Below are 17,123 nucleotides of genomic sequence, written 5' to 3'. Positions count from 1 at the left end.
TTGATACGTAACTTTTATTCATTTTTCTGTACTTGCATCTTACTTTTAGTCGCTAACGTCACTAACTGTTATGCTCAATATGAGACTAATCTAACGGTTAGTTTAAACGAGTATACCAAAGAATTAGATATACGACAAGAGTTCACTTATTACAACAACTCTAACTACAACCTTGGTGTTATATACTTCAATGATTGGGCAAACGCCTATTCTGATAAAAACACAGGTTTAGCGAAAAGATTTGCTCAAGAATTTAAGAAATCACTTCATTTGGCCAAAGCTGATGAACGTGGCAAAACAACCATAATTAGTGTGGTTGATGATTCCTATAATGGTCTTGAATGGAGCCGTACAGAGGGTAAAGATATTTTAAAGGTTACTTTAGGTGACATTTTACCACCAAATACGTCAACAAAAATCTTTATTACATATAAGGTAAAATTACCACCCAATAAGTACACCACTTATGGTTATGGAAATAGAGGTGATTATTATTTAAAAGATTGGTATTTAACGCCTGCGGTATACGATGGGCAATGGCATCTATATTCAAACAAAAATTTAGAGGATCTATATATGAATGTGACCAATACGGTCATAAACTTCAAATTTCCAGATAGTTTATATCTAGCCTCCAATTTTGATATTAAATCAGAGTCTGCTTTTCCCAACGGGCAGTTCGCCAAACTAAAGGGAAATTTGCAGCGTGGTGGTGAAATAATTCTGAAAACACAAAAGGATTTTTATACGCACAGAACGCCTTACATGACATTTTTAACGGACATTAAGGCACCAAGATACAGTCCGATTGGTCAAGGACTATCCATAAATAAAGTTGCCAATTTCATACATAACAATCTTGGAGATTACCCTCACGAGAAAATATTGGTGAGTGAATTAGATTATAACAAAGACCCACTTTATGGTTTAAATCAACTCCCCTCTTTTATACGCCCGTATGAAGAACAGTTTCAGTTTGAAATGAAATTCTTAAAAACTGCCATAAACAGTATTTTAAGAGAGACCATGTTTTTAAACCCGCGTAAAGAACAATGGCTAAATAGTGCTATCGCAAATTATTTAATGATTGCATATATAGAGGAGAATTACCCTGATCAAAAATTAATGGGTAAACTTTCTAAAATATGGGGTTTTAGAAGCTTTGAGCTGGCTAAAATGGATTTTAATGACCAATATGCTTTTTTATATAACCTTACGGCCCGTAAAAATCTAGACCAGGCGCTGCAAACATCAAACGATTCGCTTATAAAGTTTAATCAAAAAATAGCGAATAAATATAAGGCTGGTTTGGGTCTTGCCTATTTAGCAGATTATATTGGCAAAGAACATGTAGATGAAAGTATAAAAAGGTTTTTTGAATACTATAAGCTAAACAATGTTAAGGTTCATGATTTTGAGTCTATTTTAAAACGCTCTACAAATCAAGATATTGATTGGTTTTTTAGAGATTACGTATCTACTGACCGAAAGATTGATTTCAAAATCAAAAAAGTAAAAAAAGACACAGATTCTTTACAAGTAACCATAAAAAATAAAGAAGGTACTAACGTTCCTATTTCTGTTTTTGGGCTTAAAAAAGATTCTATTGTTTCTGAATATTGGTTTAGCGATATTGAATTTGAAGAAACCTTTACCATACCTAACAATCAAGAAGACCGACTAGTTCTTAACTACGATCAAAAAATACCAGAATTTAACCAGAGAGACAATTGGAAATCTTTAAAAGGATTTTTATCAAGTAATAAAAAATTAAAATTTACATTTTTTAAGGATGCTGAAAATCCGTATTTCAATCAAGTTTTTTATGTACCAGTATTGAATTTTAATGTGTACGATGGTTGGGCTCCCGGGATGAGACTTTACAATAAAACTTTATTAGAAAGACCTTTTGTATATGACTTTGCTCCCTCCTATTCGTTTAGAGAAAAGGCTTTTGTTGGTTACGGAAAGTTCAATTATAGAAAATACCTTAGCAAGAGTGGATTGTATGTTGCAAATTATGGAATAGGAGCTTCTACTTCTCATTTTAATGAAAATTCTAGATACACCTCCATTACACCTTCTCTTAGTTTTGGGTTTAGACCAGCAGATTTACTATCCAACAAGAGAGAATTTCTTTCTTTTAGATATATTAATATTTTAAGAGACTTCGACACTTCTTTACAGAACTTAGCCAATGATCCTGAAAATCCTGATTACAGTGTATTTAACGCTCGATACATCAATAGAAACAATGGTATTTTAGATTACAACTCCTGGTTTGTTGATTTTCAATTGGCAGGTAATTTCAGTAAGCTATCCTTTGAATATGAATACCGAAAGCTTTTTGAAAATAATAGACAACTGAACCTTAGATTCTTCGCCGGTAAATTTTTGAGTAATAAAACCCAAACAGATTTCTTCAGTTTTGCACTTGACCGCCCAACAGATTATCTTTTTGATTATGGCTATTTAGGTCGATCAGAAGATTCTGGTATATATAGTCAGCAGATAATTATCGCAGAAGGAGGATTTAAATCATTTTTAGACCAAAAATATAGATTCTCAAATGACTGGATGACAACGGTTAACGGAAGCTTCAACCTATGGAAATGGATTGAACTTTACGGTGATGCCGGTTTGGTTAAGAACAAAGGTATTGATGGTAAGTTCGTTTATGACTCTGGAGTTCGATTGAACTTGGTTACAGACTATTTTGAACTTTATTTACCTGTATATTCAAATAATGGTTGGGAAGTGTCACAACCAAATTATGGTGAGAAAATTCGTTTTATCATCACAGTAAGTCCAAAAACCCTGACTGGATTATTCACAAGAAAATGGTTTTAAACTAACAATTTCGAATACCTCTAGTAAAATTTTTAGTTAAAATTCTGATATTTTCAACGTAATGTAAAATTTGTTGAAAAATATGGAATAAATTAACTCGTAACACCGTTGCTAAAAACTACTTGATTCGGTAATTTTGTATAAACTCGATAATACATGGATGTTTCTTCTAAAACCAGTAATGATATTTCTTTTGAAGATTTCAAAGAGCAAATTATCAATGACTACGAAATTGCTTTTCTAAGCAGAACATGTAGCTTATTGGGAAGAAAAGAGGTCCTTACCGGAAAAGCTAAATTCGGTATTTTCGGTGACGGTAAAGAATTACCGCAATTAGCCATGGCAAGGTCATTTAAGAATGGTGATTTTAGAAGTGGTTATTATAGGGATCAAACGTTTATGATGGCTCTAGGACTTCTACAACCTAAAGAGTTTTTTCACGCACTTTACGCTACAACGGATATTGAAAAGGAACCTATGAGTGCAGGTAGACAAATGGGTGGTCATTTTTTAACCCATAGTCTTAACGCAGATGGTAGCTGGAAAGATTTAACCAAACAAAAAAATAGTAGCGCAGATATATCATGTACTGCTGGTCAAATGCCACGCCTTTTAGGCTTAGCACAGGCATCTAAAGTATATAGAAATCAAAAAGGTTTAGATAGTGCTAAATTCTCGGTTAACGGAAACGAAATAGCTTGGGGAACCATTGGCAACGCAAGTACAAGTGAAGGCATGTTCTTCGAAACTATAAATGCTGCCGGTGTTTTACAAGTACCTATGGTTATAAGTATTTGGGATGATGAGTATGGTATTTCTGTCCCGGCAAAGTTTCACACTACGAAGGAAAACATTTCCGATGTTCTCTCTGGTTTTCAAAGAACCGAAGAACAAAAAGGTTATGAGATATTAAAGGTTAACGGTTGGGATTATACAGCACTAATGCATGTTTATGAAAATGCTGCGGACATTGCTCGACAAGAACATGTACCAGTTTTAATTCACGTTAATGAACTGACACAGCCACAAGGCCACTCTACTTCTGGTTCTCATGAGCGTTATAAAGATAATAAGCGATTAGAATGGGAACGTGACCATGATTGTAACAAACGCTTTAAAGAATGGATTTTAGAATCTGGCATAGCCACTTCTGAAGAGTTAGAAACCATTGAAAAGCGGATAAAACGTACAGTTAGAGAGGCTAAAAAGCAGGCTTGGGAAGAATACCTAAAAAACCTACTTTCAGATAAGGCTGTATTGGTTGGTCTTCTTGATAAAGCCGCTGCCAAAAGTGCGAACAAAAATTTCTTAAATAAATTAAAGAACGATTTAATTGCTACTGAAGAGCCGGTTAGAAAAGATTTAGCAATTTCAGCTAGAAAATCATTAAGATATTTACTTGGAGAAAACACCCAAGAAAAGTCGGATTTAATCAACTGGACTGCTAATTTCTTAGCGGAATCCCAAGAGAAGTATAGTTCTCATTTATATAGTGAAAAAGACAATAAGGCTACCAACGTCACTGCAGTAAAACCGGAATATAATGATGATATTGAACAAGTAGATGGTAGAGTTATTTTAAGAGATAATTTTGACAAGCTATTTGAAAAATACCCAAATACACTAATATTTGGAGAAGATACTGGCGCAATTGGTGATGTAAATCAAGGGCTTGAAGGTATGCAAGAGAAGTACGGTAAAATTCGTGTTGCAGATACCGGTATCCGCGAGACCACTATTATTGGTCAAGGTTTAGGTATGGCTTTAAGAGGTCTAAGACCTATTGCAGAAATTCAATACCTAGATTACATTTTCTATGCAATGTCAACCTTAACGGATGATTTAGCTACACTTTTATATAGAACCGCCGGAAAACAAAAAGCCCCGTTAATTATTAGAACTAGAGGTCACAGACTAGAGGGCATATGGCACTCTGGATCAGAAATGGGTGGACTTATACATTTGCTTAGGGGAATGTATATTTTGGCACCTAGAAACATGACACAGGCTGCTGGTTTTTATAATACGTTATTAAAAAGTGATGAACCTGCCTTGGTTATTGAAAGTTTAAACGGCTATAGATTAAAAGAAAGAAAACCAAAAAACTTAGGTGAGTTCTGTACTCCTATAGGTAAAGTTGAAACTATAAAAGAAGGAAAGGATATTACCATTGTTTCATATGGTTCAACGCTACGTATTGTTGAAAAAGCAGTTAAAGAATTAGTAGAAGTGGGTATTGATGCAGAAATAATTGATGCACAGACCTTACTCCCTTTTGACATAGAAAAAGATGTATTAGAGAGCGTAAAAAAGACAAACCGATTGTTGGTTGTAGATGAAGACGTACCAGGTGGATGCTCTGCTTACATATTAAACGAGATAATTGAAAAACAAGGAGCTTTTAAATATTTAGATAGCGCACCACAAACTTTAACGGCAAAAGCGCATAGACCTGCTTATGGTTCTGATGGTGATTATTTTTCAAAACCAAATAGAGAAGATATTTTTGAAAAAGTTTATATGATTATGCATGAGGTTAATCCTGGTGACTACCCGAAATTAAGATAGAAATACTTAACAAACAGTAAGAAAAATCCCATGTTAAGTGGGATTTTTTTATACCTAAATTTCAGTCAAAAAATTAATTGAATAATTTAACAATATCACAAGTTCTCTTAACTTACTGAAAACTAAGCTACCTCTATTTTTTTAATGAGAATTTTTTATAATTAGCACATAACCAACTACAACATAATTAACAAAAACAAAAAAAAAATGATACTTTTAAAGTAAATATCAGGCACAAATGAAAAACACCATATTAAAAGATATTGGCTTAGCTTTTTTTAGAATTGCGGTATCAGCAATGATGCTAACCCACGGACTTCCTAAATTTCAAAAACTTATTTCTGGAGATTTTCAATTTGCAGATCCAATTGGAATTGGTGAAACACCTTCACTATTTTTGGCTGTTATTGGAGAATTCATTTGTCCTATTTTAGTTATTATAGGTTTTAAAACGCGCTTATCGGCAATACCAACAGCAATTACAATGGCTATTGCTGCATTTTTAATTCATGGTGCAGATGATTTTGGCACTAAAGAGAAAGCGGTATTTTATTTAGTTTCTTTTGTGACAATTTCACTTCTTGGACCAGGTAAGTTTGGAATAGACAGAAAATAGTGTTTAAACTATTTTATAAAGTAATTCTTTAAGTAAATCTATTTCTTTCATTGGTGTTGCCCCAACTCCTTTGCCTTTCAAATCCATTTCACGAAGACTAGATATAATCCCACTGACTTTTTTCATAGGGTAATTTCTAGCAGCTGTTTGTACTTCACTAACGAAGTAAGGATTTATGCGTAAGGCACTTGCCACGTTTTTAGGGGAATGGTCACTTAGCCCATGATACTGCAATAACTGCGTAAAAAAGGAATGCAATAAGGTAATCGTTAATATAAAAGGATTGTCTTTAGGGTTCTGTGCAAAGTAATTAATAATCTTAGTGGCCTTTACAATATCCCTATCCCCAATCGCTCTTTTCAACTCAAAATTATTATAATCTTTACTTATACCTATATGTTCCTCAATATGTTGAGGATTAATTTCTGTTTTTTGTGGTAAGGCTAATTTTAATTTTTCAAGTTCCTTGCTGATTTTGCTCAAATCCGTTCCCAAATATTCTACCAATAATAAGGCTGCTTTATGAGATATCGTATAACCACTACTTAACAAATGCTTTCTGAGCCAATCACTAACCTGATTTTCGTAAAGCTTCTTGCTTTCAAAAATTACTCCGTTTTTTTTAATGATTTTATGAAGCTTCTTACGCTTATCTAGCTTCTTGTACTTGTAACAAATAACAAGAACTGTAGACAGCTGAGGGTTTTCTACATAGGCACAAAGATTTTCAATAGTACGAGATAAATGTTGTGCCTCCTTAACTATTACAACTTGGCGTTCTGCCATCATAGGGTAACGTTTTGCGTTACCAACAATGTCATCTATAGAAACATCTCTTCCATAAAGCACCATTTGATTAAAACCTTTCTCTTCCTCGGTCAATACTTTAGCACCAATAAAATCAGATATTTTATCAATAAAATATGCTTCTTCTCCATACAAGAAATAAATGGGGCTAATCTGCCCTTTTTTAATTGTATTGACTATTTGTACAGCTTCATCCATTCAGAAAAATTCATCAACTTTGTATAATGCAGCGACTAAATTTCCCTAGCTACACTTTCAGGGTCAAAAATAGCGAAAATAGAACCTTAATTTTTGACGAAATACGTAAAAAATTTGTGGTCCTTACTCCAGAGGAATGGGTACGACAACATGTGGTACAATTTCTTATTCAAGAAAAGAACTATCCTATTAGCCATATTAACGTTGAAAAGCAGATTACACTTAACGGTTTAAAGAAAAGATATGACATCGTTGTCTTTGAACCTAATGGACAACTTAGCATACTCGTAGAGTGCAAAGCACCGGAAATTAAAATATCCCAAACAACATTTGATCAAATAGCACAGTATAATTTTAAATTGAATGCAACTTACTTAATGGTCACTAATGGACTATCTCATTTTTATTGTCAAACAGACTTAATTGCGGAAAAATATGAATTTATGCAAGAGATTCCTGATTTTAGCCGTTAATTTGCGATCGTTTTGAAGATAGCTGTAGTCATATTAAATTGGAATGGTGAAGTGCTTTTAGAAAGGTACCTACCTTCTGTTATCAATTATTCTCCTGATGCAGATATATACGTGGCAGATAATGCTTCCACAGACGAGTCCGTAACATTTGTCACTACCAATTATCCAACAGTCAAGATTATTCAGAATTCAGAAAATGGTGGTTTCACCAAAGGTTATAATGATGCATTGAAACATGTTGATGCAGATATATTCTGTTTACTGAATTCAGATGTTGAAGTAACAGAGAACTGGTTAGCTCCAATTGAAAAAGCTTTTGTGAACATTCCTGACGCAGCCATTATTCAACCCAAAATTTTAGATTTACTTAAAAAAGATCATTTTGAATATGCCGGTGCTGCTGGTGGCTTCATTGATCAATTAGGATATCCATTTTGTAGAGGTCGAGTTTTTCAAACCTTAGAAAAAGACAATGGTCAATATAATGACATAAAAGAAATATTTTGGGCAACAGGTGCCTGTATGTTTATAAAGAAAGATGTATTCCATGAACTTAATGGTTTTGATGAGGACTATTTTGCACACCAAGAAGAGGTAGACTTATGCTGGCGTGCTAAAAACCATGGGTATAAAATCTATTATGTAGGTACATCAAGTGTTTACCATTTGGGTGGTTCTACTTTGAGTAACATGAATCCTAAAAAAACATATCTAAATTTTAGAAATACTTTATTTTCCATCACAAAAAATCTTCCTCGAAGAAAAGCGTTTATAATTATTTTTCTTAGATTATTACTAGATGGTATTGCGGCAATGCGATTTCTTTTTCAGTTAAGATTTAAACACTTTTTTGCTATTTTTAGGGCACATTTAAGTTTTTATAGACAATTTAGAAAAATGTATAAAAAGAGAGAAAAAACGCAATTTCTCAGAAAATACTATGTTACGAAGTCCATTGTATGGTCTTACTTCGTACATAGAATAAGCAATTTTAACATTTTAGTAAAAGATTAACTAACATGGTATATAAGTAACTTCCTAATTACATAATTTTGGAGTCGCTTAGATGCGAAAATTGAAGTAAACCACTAAATTATAATTGAATAGAATTATGAAAAAAGTATTATTAGGATGTCTTGGAGTAACGCTATTACTTTCTTCTTGTGTTTCATCAAAGAAGTATGCAGATCTTGAAGCAAAACACAAAAATGCACAAGATTTATTGAACTCTGCAACGGTAAAGTTAAATGATTGTTTAGAAGAAAAAGCAACTGCTTCATCTAGATTACAAACTTTAGAAGATCAAAACTCATTCTTAAAGGCAAACAACCAAGAGTTGATTAACAACATGGGGAACTTGACAACTTTGACTACCAAAGGTGCTGAGAACTTAGAAAAATCATTAGAAAGCCTACAAGAAAAAGATTTAACTATTCGTAAGTTAAATGATGCTATTACACGTAGAGATTCTGTAAACCTTTCTTTGGTACAGAGCTTAAAAGGTGTTTTAGGAAATATGGATGATGAGGATATTGAAATCAGCGTTGAAAAAGGTGTTGTTTTCGTTTCTATTTCGGATAAATTATTATTTAGCAGCGGTAGCTACAATGTTACTAGTAGAGCAAAAGAAGTTCTTGGTAAAGTTGCTAAAGTCGTAAATAATAAGCCTGATTTTGAATTCATGGTAGAAGGTCATACTGACAACGTACCTTATAGAGGTAACGGTTCTTTATTGGATAACTGGGATTTAAGTGTTAAACGTGCTACTGCTGTAGTTCGTATTTTACAAAATGATTTCAATGTTGATCCTAAGAGAATGACTGCTGCTGGTAGATCTGAGTACATACCAGTTTCTACAACTGAAAAATCTAAAAACAGAAGAACTCGTATCGTTGTTCTTCCTAAAATTGATCAGTTCTATAGTATGATTGAAGAAGGAATGAAAGATCCTGCTATCAACAAATAATATCTGATTAGTATATAAAATTAAAGCGGCTCAATTGAGCCGCTTTTTTTATGCTTTAATTTCAGGGAAGTATAAAGAATAATTAGATAATATCTAAACTTCCTTTCCCCTCTCTAATAACTTCTGGGCTTCCTGTAGAAACATCTATAATCGTAGAACCTACATTACCTCCATAACCGCCATCAATTACAATATCCACAAGGTTATCCCATTTCTCATATATTAATTCTGGGTCTGTAGTATATTCCAATACATCATCATCATCATGAATAGAAGTAGAAACAATAGGGTTACCCAACTCTTCTACCAGCGCTTTAACTATACTATTATCTGGCACACGAATACCAACAGTTTTTTTCTTTTTAAATTCCTTCGGCAAATTATTATTACCAGGTAAAATAAACGTGTAAGGACCAGGTAAGGCTCTTTTTAAAATTTTAAAAGTTGCCGTGTCTATTTGCCGAACATAGTCTGACAGGTTACTTAAATCGGTACAGATAAAAGACCAATTGGCTTTTGCCAGTTTAATACCTTTTATACGCGCAATTTTCTCAAGTGCTTTGGTATTTGTTATGTCACAGCCCAAACCATAAACCGTATCGGTAGGATAAATAACCAAGCCACCTTTACGCAATACTTCCACTACCCTTTTAATTTCTTTAGGGTTAGGGTTCTCTTCGTAAATTCTTATAAACTCGGCCATTGTATTTTGGTTTAATTAAACCTTATATAAATATACCAATTCTATCCTAACACTTCCAATTTAGCAAAGCGCAGTAATAGTTTTTTAATATCTCCTTTATCGAACATGATTTCGGCTTTTCTATCATTGCCGGCACCTTCTATTTTTACAACTTTTCCTCGACCAAATCGAGTATGATTAATAAGAGAGCCTTCTTTTAAATTAGGGTCAATTGTATTTGTATTTCCAACTGGCTCTGATAATTGCGGTTTTATTTTGCGCAACTTTTTAAGCTGATTAGAATTTGGTTGCCCAACAATAGGTGGTGGTGTTCCCCTAACTGGTTTCTGTTGACGCAATCTACTCTTATCTACTTCTCCAAAAATATCAGCATTTATAAGCGACTTATAACGATAACCACCATCAACAGGAGTTAAATTCTCTACATACTTCTCATCTATTTCTTCTAAGAATCTGCTAGGCTCGGCATCTATCAACTTACCCCATCTATATCGATTTTGAGTATAGGTTAAATAAGCTTGCTTTTCTGCCCTGGTTAGCGCAACATAAAACAGTCTTCGTTCCTCTTCCAACTCACTACGTGTACTCATACTCATTCCAGATGGAAATAGGTCTTCCTCCATTCCAACAATATACACGTATGGAAACTCCAGCCCTTTTGCCAAGTGTATGGTCATCAACGCTACCCTATCATCATCACCCGTATCATTATCCAGATCAGTAGCTAAAGCAACATCTTCTAAAAATTCACCAATATTACCGGATGCCCCATCAATTTCTCTCTGGCCTTCAACAAAATCTTTAATACCATTTAAAAGTTCTTCAATGTTCTCCATTTTACCGATTCCCTCGGGAGTACCATCTTTTTTGAACTCTAGCAGAATACCCGTCTTTTTGGCAACATGTTCAGATAAGGCAAAAGCATCAGTAGTTTCATTCATAACCTGAAAGCTCTTGATCATGGCTACAAAATCTGTCAACTTACGCTTTGTTCCTGCATTAATCTTTAAATCGATTCGGTCGATATTCTCCATTACCTCAAAAATGGAGCGATTATAATGATTGGCTGCCACAATTAACCTATCTAGCGTAGTACCGCCAATTCCCCTTGCAGGAAAATTAATTACTCTTTTTAAGGCCTCTTCATCTTTTTGATTTATAACCAATCTTAGATAAGAGAGTACATCCTTAATCTCTTTTCGTTGATAGAAAGATAATCCGCCATAAATTCTATAAGGTATATCTCTTTTACGTAAAGCATCTTCAATAGCCCTAGATTGTGAATTGGTTCTATACAATACAGCAAATTGACCATTGCTCATTTGTTGTTGCATTCTATGCTCCCATATAGAATTGGCTACAAATCTACCTTCTTCAGCATCTGTAGTACTTCTATGAATCTTTATAGCAGCACCATCATCATTATCAGTCCAAACAACTTTTTCTATTTGGTTTTGATTCTTTCCTATAACGGAATTCGCAGCATTTACAATGTTTCTTGTAGAGCGATAATTCTGCTCTAAACGATACATCCCAACGTTATCGTAATCTTTTTGAAAGTTCAAAATATTACTAATATTTGCCCCTCTAAAAGAGTAAATACTCTGTGCATCATCACCTACCACACATATATTTTGAAAACGGTCTGCTAATGCCTTTACTATTAAATACTGAGAATGGTTGGTATCTTGGTACTCATCAACCAAAATATATCTAAACCTATCTTGGTACTTCATCAATACATCTGGGAAACGAGTTAACAACTCATTTGTACGTAATAACAAATCATCAAAATCCATAGCACCTGCCTTAAAGCAGCGATCTACATAATTTTCATAAATATCTCCAGTTCTTGGTTTTTTGGCCATTGCATCCTGCTCAACCAAATCTGGATCATTACGATAGGCCTTCACTGTAATTAGGCTATTCTTAAATGAAGATATTCTATTTTGAATCTGTTTGTATTTATAGATATCCTTATCAAGTCCCATTTCCTTAATAATGGATGCGAGCAAACGTTGAGAATCTTGTGTATCGTAAATGGTGAAATTGGCCGGGTATCCTAGTTTATCACCATCTATACGTAATAGTTTGGCAAAAACGGAGTGAAAAGTACCCATCCACAGGTTTTTTGCTTCGCTAGCACCTACAATAGTTGCAATACGCGCTTTCATTTCACGTGCAGCCTTGTTCGTAAAAGTTAGAGACAAAATATTAAAAGAGTCAACACCTTGTGCCATTAGGTGTGCAATTCTATAGGTTAAAACACGTGTTTTACCCGATCCTGCCCCTGCAATTACCATTAAAGGTCCGTCTTTATGTAAAACCGGAGCTTTTTGGGCCTCGTTCAATTCATCTATAAATGAGCTCAAATTTTCTTTTTTTTAGTGGCGTGAATTTAGCCATTATTGAGGGATACTAAAAGTGAACTCTTTTAGATTTATAAACAATAGATGGTATTTCTTTTCATTTTGAATATATTTAAACTTTAATTCCGCAGGGTACCTTTACTAGTTGATTCATTTTAGGCTTAATGACCAACTTTAAAATAGAGAACATTTTAATATTAAATACTGATTATGAGAAAACTAGGTTTATTGGCCCTCGTTCTTTTCGGATTTTCCGTTCAGGCACAAGGACCAAATCTTGAAAAAGACTACAAGGCTATAGAAAGTAAGGTAGTTGATTGGAGACGAGAAATTCATCAAAATCCAGAATTAGGAAATCGTGAATTTAAAACGGCGGAAAAAATCGCCAAACATTTAAAATCATTGGGTATCGAAGTACAAACCGGTGTTGCACATACTGGTGTTGTAGGTATCCTTAAAGGAGATTTACCTGGAAAAGTGGTTGCATTAAGGGCTGATATTGATGCCCTTCCTGTAACAGAAAGAAATGATTTGCCTTACAAATCTAATGTCACTACAGAATTTATGGGTGAAAAAGTAGGTGTTATGCATGCCTGTGGTCATGATACGCACACTGCTATTTTAATGGGCGTTGCAGAAGTAATGTCTAAAAACAAGAATAAAATAAAAGGAACTGTTAAGTTTATCTTTCAACCAGCAGAAGAAGGACCACCGCAAGGAGAAGAAGGTGGTGCTCTTTTAATGGTTAAAGAAGGGGTTATGAATAGTCCAAAAGTAGATGCTATATTTGGATTGCATATTAACTCTCAAACACCAGTTGGAACTATTCGTTATAAACCCGGCGGTACTATGGCTGCTGCTCAGCAATTTGTAATTAACGTAAAAGGAAAGCAATCTCATGGTTCACAACCATGGTCTGGTGTTGATCCAATATTAATTAGCGCAAAAATTATTGATGGTCTACAAACTATAATCAGTAGAGAAACCGATCTTACCAACGAAGCGGCAGTAATAACCGTAGGTAAAATTAAGAGTGGTGTACGTTTTAATATTATACCTGAATCTGCAGAAATGATCGGTACTATCAGAACTTTGGATTATGACATGAAAGACAAGCTTAATAAACGTATGGTTGAAATGGTAAGTGATATTGCCAAGGCTTACGGTGGTGAAGCTACATGCGTAATAACAGATGCTACAGACATTACTTATAACAACCCAGAATTAGTAGAACAAATGCTACCTACTATGAAAAGAGTTGCTGGTGAAAACAATGTACTATTTCAAAAGGCAGTAACAGGTGCTGAAGATTTCTCATATTTTCAACGTGAAGCCCCAGGTTTTTTCTTTTTCTTAGGAGGAATGACTCCTGGCACTACGGAATCATACCCACACCATACTCCTGACTTTTTAATTGATGATAGTGGTTTGCTTTTAGGAGTGCGCACACTCACAGAAATGAGTATAGATTATTTAAACAGTGACGAAACTCCACTTTTAGATATTAAACCAAAAGGATAATTTTGATGAATGATTTCTTTGATAATATTCCAAGTCCGCCATGGTGGACTTGGATTTTTTTGTTTCTTTTCTTAGTTGCTATCTGGGATATTTTTATTCAAAAAAGGCATACCATTAAGCATAACTTCCCTGTGGTTGGTCACTTACGCTATTGGCTAGAAAGCATTGGACCAGAAATGCGTCAATATTTTGTTGCCAATAATAGAGAAGAACTACCCTTTAATAGAATAGAGCGAGGATGGATCTATGCTTCTGCTAAAAAAGAAAATAATTACGAAGGTTTTGGTTCTGACCGAGATTTGTATGCGCACCAGCATATATTTATTAAAAATAGAATGATGGGCTTTGAAGTACCATCAGGACACCCTAATGCAGCGGAACCAACCTTCATTCCTTGTGCAAAAGTTATGGGCCATCACAACAATCGCAGAAAACCTTTTAGACCAGCAAGTGTCGTAAATGTTTCTGCTATGAGTTTTGGTTCCTTATCAGCTGCAGCTGTTGAAGCTATGAACAAGGGAGTTAAAAAAGCTGGAGCATATCACAATACTGGTGAAGGCGGACTATCTCCTTACCATAAACATGGCGGCGATATCGTTTTTCATTTTGGTACCGGTTATTTTGGTGTAAGAACCGAAGACGGTAACTTCTCTATGGAGAAAATGAAAAAACTAGTAGAAAACAATCCGTGTATAAAAGCAATTGAAATTAAATTATCTCAAGGAGCCAAACCTGGTAAAGGTGGTGTTTTACCTGGAGCAAAAATTACTCCAGAGCTTGCAGAAATTAGAGGTGTTGAAGTTGGTAAAGATGTACTTTCACCTGCTACCCACAAAGCATTTTCTAATGTTACAGAGTTAATGGCACTTATAGAAGACATTGCCAATGAAACAGGCTTGCCTGTAGGTATTAAAGGAGCCATTGGAAAATTGGATCAGTGGGAAGAATTGGCTGATATCATGTTAGCCACCGGAAAAGGACCAGATTTCATTACCGTAGATGGTGGTGAAGGTGGTACTGGTGCCGCCCCTCCATCATTTGCCGATCACGTTTCTTTACCATGGGTTTATGGTTTCTCTAGTCTTTACAGAGTTTTCTTAAATAGAAATCTTACAGACCGTATCGTTTTTATTGGTTCTGGTAAACTAGGCTTTCCTGCAAAAGCAGCAATGGCATTTGCAATGGGAGTTGATTGTATTAATGTTGCTAGAGAAGCTATGATGAGTATTGGTTGCATCCAAGCGCAAGTCTGTCACACTAATACATGCCCAACTGGAATTGCAACGCAAAGTAAATGGTTGCAAAACGGTATAAATATTCCATTAAAATCTGATAGATTAGCGCAATATTTCAACACTTTCAGAAAAGAATTTTTAGAAATTACGCATGCTGCCGGATATGAACACCCAAGTCAATTTACAATGGATGATGTTCAAGTAAACGTTGATGATAACGACTTAAATAAAAGTTTGGCTTCTACATATGGGTACAATAAAGCAAAAGTACCTTTTACAGGAGTTCAAGATTTAAAAGACTGTTCGTACCTTGGCGGTAAAATTTAGATTAACCTATTTAATGCATATAACTATGATACGATTTTTTTTATGTTCAGCAATTTTCTTTGTTGGTTTAAGCAATGTACAGGCTCAGAAGAAAAGTGAACTTATAGAACAGAATCAAGATTTAAAATATAAACTAGATTCTATTTCAAGAATGGTAAGCACTTCTCAACGAAATGAGAAATTAGCAAATCAGCGATCAGATGAATATCAATCTCAAGTAACAGAGCTACAAGACGCTAATGCTACATTGATGAAGAACCTAAATAGCTTCGCAGCATTGTCTAGTCAGAATTCCGAGAATATCAATAAAACGATGGATGCGCTAGAACGTAAAGAAAAACAACTGAAAGGGGTTACAGATGCTGTTGCTAGCAACGACTCTACTGCTGTAGTAATTTTGACCAATGCTAAACAAGTTTTAGGCGAAAATGCAAAAGTTGGTGTATCTGACGGTTCTGTTGTTATATCAGAGAAATTAGATTATTTTTTTACCGATGGTGTTGGAGTAAATCCTTCTAGTGAATCTAAAGGGTGGATTGAAAATGTAGCTAAGGTTGCAAATGCAAATCCTAAAAGTGTAATTACAATTGCTAGTTTAAATATTACCGGCGAAATGAACATTGCATTACAACAAGCCACCGCAATTGCCAGTATTCTTATAAAAGATTTTGGTGTAAATGGTGAACGAATTGTTGCAGTTGCACAAGATGGTGGCTTACGTGAATCGTTACAAATTAAGTTTCAACCAGATTATAAAGCTTTTTATGATATGGCCAAGGGAGATGTTAAAAATTAAATAAAGTGCATTTCATCGATAAAGCACTATACTAATTGAAAAATTTGGACGTTCTTATTTCATAATTAATAACTGATTAAAAAAATGAATTCCGACCAAATTTTTCAACTTTTCGCATATTTAATACCATCAGTAGTTACGGGTGCCATTGCCTTCTATTTTTTTAGAATGCACACTAATAATGAAGAAGGGCGAAGACGCTTTCTTTTACACAAAGATTCTCAAAAAGACACCTTACCTGTTCGTTTACAAGCCTATGAAAGAATGGCATTGTTTTTAGAACGAATTGCAATACCCAGCTTAGTCGTTCGTGTTGCACCACAATCTAATGATAAAGGAGCTTACGAGAATTTATTGATTAAAAGTATTGAAACCGAATTTGACCATAATCTTTCGCAACAAATTTACATGACGGACGAATGTTGGAACATTATTAAAGCGGCAAAAAGCGCGACAATTCAAATGATCAGAAAAGCTGCCATGAGCAATACTGAGACAGCAGATAAATTACGAGAAGATATTTTAAACGAAACCATGGATAAAACTTCACCATCGGCCACTGCCCTATCTTTTGTTAAAAAGGAGATTGGTGACTTATGGTAGAAAATTTAATAGGATACAACTTATTTAAATAAAAAAATGCTTTCAAATATGAAAGCATTTTTTGTATGCAGTAACATACGCTATTTTATAA

The 17,123-nt window shown here is 34.4% G+C and carries 13 protein-coding genes; 10 read left to right on the top strand and 3 right to left on the bottom strand.

From position 1 onward, the window contains the following. The 3 genes from BM296_RS15580 to BM296_RS15570 all read left to right on the top strand — a co-directional run bounded on the left by BM296_RS15580 (window position 1) and on the right by BM296_RS15570 (window position 6,034). On the top strand, window positions 1–2,850 hold the full coding sequence (locus tag BM296_RS15580) for a M1 family aminopeptidase (protein ID WP_177214966.1): 2,850 nt from the start codon (window positions 1–3) through the stop codon (window positions 2,848–2,850). A 156-nt stretch (window positions 2,851–3,006) separates the two neighbouring features. Continuing rightward, a complete protein-coding gene (locus BM296_RS15575) occupies window positions 3,007–5,418 on the top strand; it encodes an alpha-ketoacid dehydrogenase subunit alpha/beta (RefSeq protein ID WP_027066735.1) in 2,412 nt (803 codons plus the stop codon). 238 nt (window positions 5,419–5,656) lie between these two features. Further along, window positions 5,657–6,034, top strand: coding sequence for a DoxX family protein (locus BM296_RS15570; protein WP_027066734.1), 378 nt, complete (start codon window positions 5,657–5,659; stop codon window positions 6,032–6,034). 3 nt (window positions 6,035–6,037) lie between these two features. On the opposite strand, the gene holA is transcribed toward BM296_RS15570, so the two are convergent. Beyond that, on the bottom strand, window positions 6,038–7,039 hold the full coding sequence (gene holA / locus BM296_RS15565) for a DNA polymerase III subunit delta (RefSeq protein ID WP_091904316.1): 1,002 nt from the start codon (window positions 7,037–7,039) through the stop codon (window positions 6,038–6,040). Between the two features lie 26 nt (window positions 7,040–7,065). Between holA and BM296_RS15560 the strand changes: the two genes are divergently transcribed. The 3 genes from BM296_RS15560 (at window position 7,066) to BM296_RS15550 (ending at window position 9,478) form a co-directional block, all read left to right on the top strand. After that, window positions 7,066–7,512 (top strand): type I restriction enzyme HsdR N-terminal domain-containing protein, encoded by a 447-nt coding sequence (locus BM296_RS15560; protein ID WP_091904314.1) that lies wholly within the window; start codon window positions 7,066–7,068, stop codon window positions 7,510–7,512. A gap of 12 nt (window positions 7,513–7,524) precedes the next feature. Further along, window positions 7,525–8,526, top strand: a complete 1,002-nt coding sequence (locus tag BM296_RS15555) for a glycosyltransferase family 2 protein (RefSeq protein ID WP_091904312.1) — start codon at window positions 7,525–7,527, stop codon at window positions 8,524–8,526. A gap of 97 nt (window positions 8,527–8,623) precedes the next feature. Further along, the gene (locus tag BM296_RS15550; protein WP_027066730.1) at window positions 8,624–9,478 is read left to right on the top strand and encodes an OmpA family protein; all 855 of its coding nucleotides are present in this window, start codon (window positions 8,624–8,626) and stop codon (window positions 9,476–9,478) included. An 82-nt stretch (window positions 9,479–9,560) separates the two neighbouring features. On the opposite strand, the gene BM296_RS15545 is transcribed toward BM296_RS15550, so the two are convergent. Both BM296_RS15545 and BM296_RS15540 read right to left on the bottom strand, forming a co-directional pair. Then, window positions 9,561–10,181 carry an L-threonylcarbamoyladenylate synthase gene (locus tag BM296_RS15545; protein ID WP_027066729.1) on the bottom strand — a complete coding sequence of 207 codons (621 nt, stop codon included), beginning with the start codon at window positions 10,179–10,181 and terminating at the stop codon, window positions 9,561–9,563. A gap of 41 nt (window positions 10,182–10,222) precedes the next feature. Beyond that, the gene (locus BM296_RS15540) at window positions 10,223–12,484 is read right to left on the bottom strand and encodes an ATP-dependent helicase (RefSeq protein ID WP_394365311.1); all 2,262 of its coding nucleotides are present in this window, start codon (window positions 12,482–12,484) and stop codon (window positions 10,223–10,225) included. Between the two features lie 276 nt (window positions 12,485–12,760). Here BM296_RS15540 and BM296_RS15535 point away from each other — a divergent pair, with 276 nt between their 5' ends. From BM296_RS15535 to BM296_RS15520, 4 genes are all read left to right on the top strand, one after another. Next, a complete protein-coding gene (locus tag BM296_RS15535; protein WP_027066727.1) occupies window positions 12,761–14,071 on the top strand; it encodes an amidohydrolase in 1,311 nt (436 codons plus the stop codon). A gap of 5 nt (window positions 14,072–14,076) precedes the next feature. Then, entirely contained in the window at window positions 14,077–15,633 is a 1,557-nt protein-coding gene (locus BM296_RS15530; protein ID WP_091904308.1) for an FMN-binding glutamate synthase family protein, read from the top strand. Between the two features lie 25 nt (window positions 15,634–15,658). After that, window positions 15,659–16,429, top strand: a complete 771-nt coding sequence (locus BM296_RS15525) for a hypothetical protein (RefSeq protein ID WP_143099089.1) — start codon at window positions 15,659–15,661, stop codon at window positions 16,427–16,429. An 84-nt stretch (window positions 16,430–16,513) separates the two neighbouring features. After that, window positions 16,514–17,032: a DUF7935 family protein gene (locus BM296_RS15520; RefSeq protein WP_027066724.1), complete on the top strand. Its 519-nt coding sequence runs from the start codon at window positions 16,514–16,516 to the stop codon at window positions 17,030–17,032. The last annotated feature ends 91 nt before the right edge of the window (window positions 17,033–17,123 follow it).

This window comes from Maribacter stanieri, from assembly GCF_900112245.1.
Lineage (GTDB): Bacteria > Bacteroidota > Bacteroidia > Flavobacteriales > Flavobacteriaceae > Maribacter > Maribacter stanieri.
This window is presented reverse-complemented; position numbering and strand designations above follow the sequence as displayed.